The organism is Bulleidia extructa W1219 (genome assembly GCF_000177375.1).
In the GTDB taxonomy this organism is placed as follows: domain Bacteria; phylum Bacillota_I; class Bacilli_A; order Erysipelotrichales; family Erysipelotrichaceae; genus Bulleidia; species Bulleidia extructa.
Window position 1 is genome coordinate 35,709 of the sequence record NZ_ADFR01000015.1, and the last position, 6,355, is coordinate 42,063.

The window sequence follows — 6,355 nt, forward strand, 5'->3', positions numbered from 1 at the left end:
ATGATGCACTTTTTTATTTTCAACTGCTTATCTTGATTAAAATTTTGGATGTTTTTCCTTTTGCCTTATACTAAAAAGAAAAGGAGGTTCTTATGATTCAAGATATTTATCCCTACATCATGATGAATCACTATCATCCTCATCAAAAGCCTAAGAAAGGGGATAAAATTTTTTACTTTGAAGATAATCAAGTCATTACAAAACCGGATGGACGCTTCTTTCAATATGAAGATTGTATTGAGAATGAAAGCTACATTTATTTGTTCTCAATGGGAACTCACCACTTCTTTCTAAGCGACATTCGCTCTTTACAACATAGTTCTTTTTCTGCCCGTCAACTTCGCTATTACGAACCTCAATTTCTTGGTTTTGCGGCTTTAACCGCTCTCCATTTGTTCCACTGGTACACTGAAAATAAATATTGTGGGAAATGTGGTCATTTGTTTGAACTGGATCAAAAAGAAAGAGCACTTCATTGCCCTTATTGTCAAAACATCGTTTATCCTAAAATTTCTCCTGCCATGATTGTAGCTATTCTTAATCAAAAAGGTCAATTATTAGTCACTAAATACGCTCAAGGAGACTATCAAAAATACGCTTTAATAGCAGGCTATGCTGAAATAGGCGAAACCATCGAACAAACCGTTCTTCGAGAAGTTCAAGAAGAAACAGGATTAAAAGTTAAAAATCTTCATTATTATAAATCTCAACCATGGGGATTCTCTTCTTCTCTTCTCTTCGGTTTCTTTGCTCAAGTAGATGGTGATGAGACCATTCATATGGATCAACAAGAACTTCGTTTAGCTAGATGGGCTAATCCCCATGAAGACTTAGATACCAATGGTGTCGCTTCTTTAACAGGAGAAATGATAGAATTATTCTTAACCGGACGATACAAAGATTTCTATACTTTGGAAAAGTAAAAAAGAGCAACTGCTCTTTTTTATAGTTGGCTTCGCAAATACGAATCGATGAAGCCCTCAATATCTCCATCCATAACCGATTGCACATTGCCTACTTCATAACCTGTTCTTAAATCTTTAACCATTGTATATGGTGCAAAAACATAGGAACGAATTTGTGATCCCCATTCATTGGCTTTCACTTCACCTTTAATTTCAGAAGCTCTTTGTTCTTGTTCACGAATCTTGAGCTGCAATAGCTTAGATTTCAACATATTCAAACAAGTTTCCCTATTCTGAAGTTGTGAACGTTGAGATTGAGAAAAAACCGTAATTCCTGTCGGCTTATGTGTCATCCGAACCGCTGAATCAGTTTTATTAATATGCTGACCTCCAGCTCCTGAAGAACGCATCGTAATCACATCCAAATCTTTATCTTCAATTTCAATTTCCAAATCATCCTCAAACTCCGGCATAATTTCCACCGAGGCAAAAGAAGTATGTCTTCTAGCATTTGAATCAAAAGGAGAAATGCGCACCAGCCGATGCACCCCATTTTCCGCCTTCAAATATCCATATGCCATATTACCTGAAACACGCATCGAAACTGACTTCACACCCGCTTCTTCTCCCGGTTGATAGTCCAAAACGTCTAAATGATATCCTTTTCTTTCCGCAAAACGGGTATACATGCGATATAACATTCCCGCCCAGTCCATTGCTTCCGTTCCACCAGCTCCCGGATGAATTTCTAAAATCGCATTGTGGTCATCATAAGGGCCAGATAGCAAAACACGAACCTCAAATAGTGCATAATCTTGATCATATTGGACATATTCTTCTTCCACCAATTCTTTCATATCTTCATCCAAAGAAGATTGTAATTCCGTAACGGAAGCTAATAAATCCAAGGTTGTTTCATACAACTTGGTATGTTGATCAACCAAGTCTTTCAAACTATTGTTTTCTTTAATGATTTTTTGAGCTTTCTTTTGATCATTCCAAAAGTCTTCCTGTGCCATCAAATCATTGTTTTTTTGAATTTCTTGTTTCTTCTGATCTAAGTCAAAGCGAGTAGCCAAGCGACTCCAATTTGGCTTGGCGTTGACTTAAGATCTGTTTTAATTCATACAATTCCATTAAGCTACCTCTTCTTGTTTAACCACTTGAACGTTCATACAATAATTCACCACATCTTGTGAAATATTTCTTTGCATATCTTCAAACATTTGGAAACCTTCGGATACATACGCTTGTAAAGGATTACTTTGAGCATACGAACGTAACCCAATTCCGTCTCTTAGTTTGGACATATTATCAATATGATCCGACCAAGCACGATCAATCACACTTAAAGTCATATTTCGTTCAAAATCCTGAATTTGATCACGAACCGGTTCAATTTTTTGATCATAATCTTCCCAAGCTTTCTCTGTACTGAAATCCATTACCTGTTCATCATTCATCCCTTCAATATCTTCTATCCTCACAATACCTTCAAAGCCCAAACTATCCAACGCCTTCACATAATCATCTACATTCAATTGACGTGACTCAGGATTCACATGAGAAGCCACCAAATCAGAAATGACTCGTTTAAACATACTTTCAATGAAACTATGGATATCTTCATGTTCTAAAATGTAATCCCGCTGTTCATACATTGTTTCACGTTGTTGACGCATAACGTCATCATATTGAAGAAGTTGTTTACGAGCATCATAGTTAACTCCCTCCACCCGTTTTTGTGCGGAAGAAATCGAACGAGTAGCCACTTTGGATTCGATCGCTGTATCCCCTAAAGATGCGAACAGAGATTCAAATCGTTCTGGAGCGAATCGTATCATCAAATCATCCTGTACAGAGATATAAAAACGAGACATTCCCGGATCACCCTGACGACCAGAACGACCACGTAACTGGTTATCAATACGACGAGATTCGTGTCTTTCAGAGCCGAGAACACATAAACCACCTAATTCACGAACCCCTTCTCCAAGCTTAATATCGGTACCACGACCCGCCATATTGGTCGCAATCGTAACCGAACCGATTTGTCCTGCCTTAGCGATAATTTCCGCTTCTCGTTGATGATTCTTTGCATTTAAAACTTCGTGGTGAATATGGCGCTCTTTCAAATATTTTGAAATCAATTCTGAAGTTTCTACTGCAATCGTACCCACTAAAACAGGTTGCCCTATCTCATGACGTTCCACCACTTCATCTACCAAAGCTGAAAATTTTGCCTTCTTAGTTCCATAAACTGCATCCGGATAATCCACCCGAATAACCGGACGATTGGTAGGAACTTCCACCACATACATATTGTAAATTTCCAAGAATTCTTCTTCTTCCGTCTTAGCAGTACCGGTCATACCGGCTAACTTGTTATATAAACGGAAGAAATTCTGATATGTGATAGTAGCTAAAGTAGTTGTTTCCTGCTTAATAGAAATTCCCTCTTTAGCTTCTACCGCCTGATGTAATCCATCCGACCATTGACGACCCGGCATCAAACGTCCTGTATTTGGATCAACAATCACAATCTCATCATTTTCTGTGTCCACTAAGTAATCAATATCACAAATCATAATATAGTTCGCTTTTAAAGCTTGGTTAATATGATGCAACAATTGTGTATAAGCCAAGTTGTACAAATTATCAATCTTAAACGCTTTTTCCGCCTTATGCACACCAAATTCTGTCAATTGAACTGTCTTTGATTTAACATCTAATTCATAGTCTTCATCTTTATGTAAAGACTTCACAAAACGGTCAGCTTGTAAGTATAGGTTTGCCGTTTGTTTCTTGCCACCAGAGATAATTAATGGCGTTCTGGATTCATCAATCAAAATAGAGTCTACTTCATCGACAATCGCAAAATTTAAGCCTCTTAAAACACGGTCATTTAATTCTGTTACCATATTGTCTCTTAAATAGTCAAAGCCTAATTCTGAATTAGTGGTATAAGTAATATCACAAGCGTAGGCCGCTCTTTTTTCAGATGGTGTTAACTGGCGAAGATTCAAACCGACACTTAATCCCAGAAAACGGTGAATCTGTCCCATCCATTCCGAGTCACGTTGGCTTAAGTATTCATTGACCGTCACCACATGAACCCCTTTTCCTTCCAAAGCGTTTAAATATACCGCCATTACAGAAGTTAAGGTTTTTCCTTCCCCGGTTTTCATTTCCGCAATATCGCCTTGTTGCATAACGGTTGCTCCAATTAGCTGAACCGGATATGGAAATTCTCCAATCACCCGCTTACAAGCCTCTCTTGCCGTAGCGAAAGCTTCGACATAAATATCATCTAAGCTTTCCCCATTTTCTAAACGCTCTTTAAACTCAACGGTTTTATGTTGCAATTGTTCATCGCTTAGTTGTGCATATTCTTCTTCCAATGCCAAAATCGGCTGAATCTGTTTTTCTAATTTAGCCAGTTTTCTTGCATCTTCATTAAAAAGTCTTGTTAAAAAATTCGCCATAATTTACTTTTCCTCGCATAATAACTCAGGCTAATTATAAGGAAATACACCCTAAAAGGCAATCGAACCAACTTTATTATTCCTTCAAAATAACCAACTTTGATTCACCGAAACACAATAAATTTGAATCTTCACTTTCTTATCTTGCAATAAATTCAACGCTGCCTCTAAAGTGGCTCCTGTAGTAATGGTATCGTCTACTAATAAAATCCGTTTTGGAAGAGAAACGTCCGGAATTAAAGAAATGAACTTTCCAACATTTAAACGTTGTTTAACACTTAGGTTTTTTTGATCCATCGCATCATTTTTTTGAAACAGTTCTTTTTGTTCCAAAGGGATATCCGCAAAAATTTCTCTCAACGGGAAAAAACCCCTTTCTTGAATTTTCTGTTTTCGAGAAGGCATAAAAACGATTGTGTATCCTCGATAACGCCACCAAATCTTTCTTTTTAAGCCATAGAGAAAAACGGTTTTCAACGCTTCATCCTTTTGTTCCTTAAATTGTTTCAACAGACGAGAAAAAGCCACATCATACACATAATCCGAACGCAACCAAACACCATGAAACCGGAAACCAATTGATTTCTTTGATAAGCCTCTTCGACATTCCAAACACAAAGGATCTTCTGAAAAAAACAACTCCCATAGAGAAGCGTTCTTTCTTCGATCACAAAGCAGACAACGCATTCGACTCCTGTATAGATTGAATCGCTTTTTCCACCACTTTGGATCTTTCCATGCATAGAAACAACACATCTCCACTTGGATGATTCATTTTTCTTCCCACACGACCGGCTATTTGAATTAAACTTGCCTGATCAAAGACGATATGTTGCGCTTGCCAAACACAGACATCGACTCCTTCAATGGTGATTCCCCTTTCCATCACGGTAGTACAAAATAAAAGATGACATTTTCCTTTTCGAAAAGAAGTTAATACCTCTTCTTTATTTTTACTTTCACTTGTGACTATTTCACACGGATAAAAAAGACGAAAAATGCGATAAAACCAATTTGCCAAAACGATTGTCGGCAGAAAAACCATACATGGAATCCTCCGCCTTTTCTTTAACCAAACACACAAACGGAAAAACTGTATTGCTTTTGAACCATATTTTAAATAAGGAACCACCAAAGGATACCCATGAGGTCTTTGATCCAAACGAAGAATTTTTAACTTTTTCCGCTTCAAAATAATATCATTGGGTGTTGCACTTAAAAAAATCATGTGACCGAAGCAGGCTCTTTGAGCAAAGCCCCATAAAACCGGATTGTTTTTAAAGGGAAAGGCATCAGGCTCATCTAAAATCAAGACATCAAAAGTATGTGGATACCGATATAACTGATGCGTTGTGCAAACCACAATATCTCCTTTCGTTTCTGTGGTATAACCCGCACAAACCGCAATCACTTTCGCTTCTTGAAAAATCATAGCCAGCCTTTCCTTTAATTCCAAAACCACCTCTCTTCTTGGAATCGCAAAGCCCACCACTTTTCCTTTCTTTAGTTGTTGTGCGATCGTTTCCAACACCATTTCTGTTTTCCCTGCTCCACAAACACAACGTAATAGCACATCTCGATGTTCAATCTCAACAGCACATTGATGAGAAATTTCTTGTTGCTTCAAGGATAATGGATAGCTCAGACAATATTCATCACAATCTTCTTTTGATAATTTCCACTCTAGCTTTTCTTCCTCTAAAAATGAAACACATTTTCGACAATAACGCCCTCTTTTTCCATGATAAAAATAACCGGGATCTTCATTTCCGCACCTTAAGCATTTCATATCTTTATATTCCCTCAAAAAAGATTTTCCCCAAAAAAAAAGGATGATTATCGCAAATCATCCGGTGTTGTTATTTTAAAATTGCTTGGACTGCCTTCTACAATCTTAACAGGCACATCACTATAATATTCCACTAAAGAAGCGTCATCTGTAGCTAAATATCCTTCCTTCTTTGC

Annotated in this window: 6 protein-coding genes; 1 reads left to right on the plus strand and 5 read right to left on the minus strand. The window is 37.5% G+C overall.

The features are described 5' to 3' along the window. Positions 1 to 92 precede the first annotated feature (92 nt). The gene (gene nudC / locus HMPREF9013_RS06045; RefSeq protein WP_006627498.1) at positions 93 to 923 is read left to right on the plus strand and encodes an NAD(+) diphosphatase; all 831 of its coding nucleotides are present in this window, start codon (positions 93 to 95) and stop codon (positions 921 to 923) included. A gap of 20 nt (positions 924 to 943) precedes the next feature. Here the strand turns inward: nudC and prfB are convergent. The 5 genes from prfB to HMPREF9013_RS06070 all read right to left on the minus strand — a co-directional run. Next, a protein-coding gene (gene prfB / locus HMPREF9013_RS06050; RefSeq protein WP_232209576.1) for a peptide chain release factor 2 occupies positions 944 to 2,042 on the minus strand; the annotation gives its coding sequence in 2 pieces (ribosomal slippage) (positions 944 to 1,969 and positions 1,971 to 2,042; 1,098 coding nt in all). Further along, positions 2,042 to 4,390 (minus strand): preprotein translocase subunit SecA, encoded by a 2,349-nt coding sequence (secA, locus tag HMPREF9013_RS06055; RefSeq protein WP_006627500.1) that lies wholly within the window; start codon positions 4,388 to 4,390, stop codon positions 2,042 to 2,044. The genes prfB and secA overlap by 1 nt, the downstream gene beginning before the upstream one ends. 84 nt (positions 4,391 to 4,474) lie before the next feature. Continuing rightward, on the minus strand, positions 4,475 to 5,077 hold the full coding sequence (locus HMPREF9013_RS07285; protein WP_006627501.1) for a ComF family protein: 603 nt from the start codon (positions 5,075 to 5,077) through the stop codon (positions 4,475 to 4,477). Beyond that, a complete protein-coding gene (locus HMPREF9013_RS06065; protein WP_006627502.1) occupies positions 5,058 to 6,179 on the minus strand; it encodes a helicase-related protein in 1,122 nt (373 codons plus the stop codon). The genes HMPREF9013_RS07285 and HMPREF9013_RS06065 overlap by 20 nt, the downstream gene beginning before the upstream one ends. A gap of 47 nt (positions 6,180 to 6,226) precedes the next feature. Beyond that, the coding region (locus HMPREF9013_RS06070) for a 2-C-methyl-D-erythritol 4-phosphate cytidylyltransferase (RefSeq protein ID WP_006627503.1) at positions 6,227 to 6,355 on the minus strand (129 nt) is incomplete at its 5' end.